Origin of the sequence: Glycomyces dulcitolivorans, assembly GCF_003265355.1 — a bacterium.
Classification (GTDB): Bacteria; Actinomycetota; Actinomycetes; order Mycobacteriales; family Micromonosporaceae; genus Glycomyces; species Glycomyces dulcitolivorans.
Genome location: NZ_QFRW01000038.1, coordinates 1 through 2,002 on the forward strand (window position 1 = coordinate 1; position 2,002 = coordinate 2,002).

The 2,002-nt window shown below is 73.6% G+C and carries 3 protein-coding genes; all 3 read left to right on the forward strand.

The genetic code is table 11. The features are described from left to right. The coding region (locus DI269_RS02195) for an FtsB family cell division protein (RefSeq protein WP_112133513.1) at positions 1-462 on the forward strand (462 nt) is incomplete at its 5' end. Positions 463-466: 4 nt separating this feature from the next. Beyond that, positions 467-994: a DUF501 domain-containing protein gene (locus DI269_RS02200; protein ID WP_112133514.1), complete on the forward strand. Its 528-nt coding sequence runs from the start codon at positions 467-469 to the stop codon at positions 992-994. Then, complete coding sequence (locus DI269_RS02205) at positions 991-1,914, forward strand: Ppx/GppA phosphatase family protein (RefSeq protein WP_112133515.1); 924 nt, start codon at positions 991-993, stop codon at positions 1,912-1,914. The genes DI269_RS02200 and DI269_RS02205 overlap by 4 nt, the downstream gene beginning before the upstream one ends. The last annotated feature ends 88 nt before the right edge of the window (positions 1,915-2,002 follow it).

Sequence of the window (2,002 nt, forward strand, 5' to 3'; positions counted from 1 at the left end):
GCCCGGCGCCCCGCGCCCGGCGCCGCCGGGCGGGCCGAGGTCAAGCGGGTCCGGTACCGGCCCGCCCGCAAGGTCTCCCGCCGCGCCGCCGTCCTCGCCCTCGTCCTCTCCGCGCTCGCCCTCGCGTACGCCTACCCCCTGCGCACCTACGTCGAGCAGCGCATCGAGATCAACCGCCTCGAAGCCGAGCAGTCCGAGCAGCAGGACCGCATCGAGGACCTCGAAGCCGAGCGCCTCAAATGGGACGACCCCGAGTACGTCAAGGCGCAGATCCGCTCCAGCCTCCTGCTCGTGCCCCCCGGCGAGGACCTCGTCATCGTCATCGACGAGGACGACCCCAAGCACACCGGTGGCGAGGACGACGAAACCGGGGCCGACCAGGCCTGGTACGAAGAGCTGGCCGCTACCTTTGAAGACGCCGACCAGCTCGACCCAGAGGAAACCGAGGAACCAGCGGAGTGATCCAGTGAAGCCGGAAGCGTGGCCCCAAGCGCCTCAAGAAGTCACCGAGGCCGACGCGGCCGCCGTCTCCGCCCAGCTGGGACGCCCCATCCGCGGCGCGCACGCCGTCGCCTGGCGCTGCCCCTGCGGCCAGCCCGCCGTCGTCGAGACCGAGCCGCGCCTGCCCGACGGCACGCCGTTCCCGACCACCTACTACCTGACCTGCCCCAAGGCCGCCTCCGCGATCGGGCGCCTCGAAGGCGGCGGCGTCATGAAGGACATGAACGAGCGGCTCGGCGCCGACCCCGACCTGGCCGAGCACCACCGGCGCGCCCACGACGACTACCTCGCCCGCCGCGCCCGCCTCGGCGACGTCCCCGAGATCGCCGGCGTCTCCGCCGGCGGCCTGCCCGACCGCGTCAAGTGCCTCCACGCCCTCGTCGGCCACGCCCTCGCCGCCGGCCCCGGCGTCAGCCCCATGGGCGACGAGGCCATCGACCTGCTGCCCGAGTGGTGGCGGAACTCCAGCTGCGCAACGAAGGACGCCGAATGAGCACCCGACGCGTCGCCGGCATCGACTGCGGCACCAACTCCATCCGCCTCCTCATCGCCGACATCGGCGACGACGGGCGCCTGCGCGACGTCGTGCGCCGCATGGAGGTCGTGCGCCTCGGCGAAGGCGTCGACCAGACCGGGCGCCTCTCCGAGGCCGCCATCGAGCGCACCCGCACCGCGCTCGCCGACTACACCGCGCAGATCCGCGAGCACGAGGTCGAGACGGTCCGCATGGTCGCCACCTCCGCGAGCCGCGACGCCGCCAACGCCGCCGACTTCACCGCCATGGTCGAGGCCGTCCTCGGCCAGGCCCCCGAGGTCATCTCCGGCGACGAGGAGGCCCGGCTGTCCTTCACCGGCGCCGTCGCCACCCTCCCCGCTCACGACGGCCAGCGCCTCCTCATCGACATCGGCGGCGGCTCCACCGAGTTCGTGCGCGGCACCGGCACCGAGGTCGTCGCGGCGATCTCCGTCGACGTCGGCTGCGTGCGCATGACCGAGCGCCACTTCCGCGCCGACCCGCCGAGCCCCGAGGAGATCGACGCCGCGGTCGTCGACATCACCGCGATCGTGGACGGCGCGCTGGCCGTGGCCGACGCGGGCCGCGAGGCGACCGAGCTGGTGGCCGTCGCCGGGACCGCGACCACGGTCGCCGGAATCGCCTTGGGCCTGCCGGAGTACGACGCGGACGCCATCGACGGCACCCGCCTGTCGTACGAGCAGGTCGCGAAGACCACCGCCGACCTGGCCGCGGCCGACCACGCCGCGCGCCTGGCGATCCCGGTCATGCACCCGGGCCGCGCCGACGTCATCGTCGGCGGCGCGCTGGTGCTGCGCACGATCATGGAGCGCAGCGGGATCGACGCGGTCCTCATCAGCGAGCACGACATCCTCGACGGCATCGCGCTGTCCGCATAGGACGAACGACGGCGGCCCCGCGATTCCTCGCGGGGCCGCCGTCGTGTTCGCTTACGCCGCTTGCAGATCCTTGGCGGGCGTCTTGGAC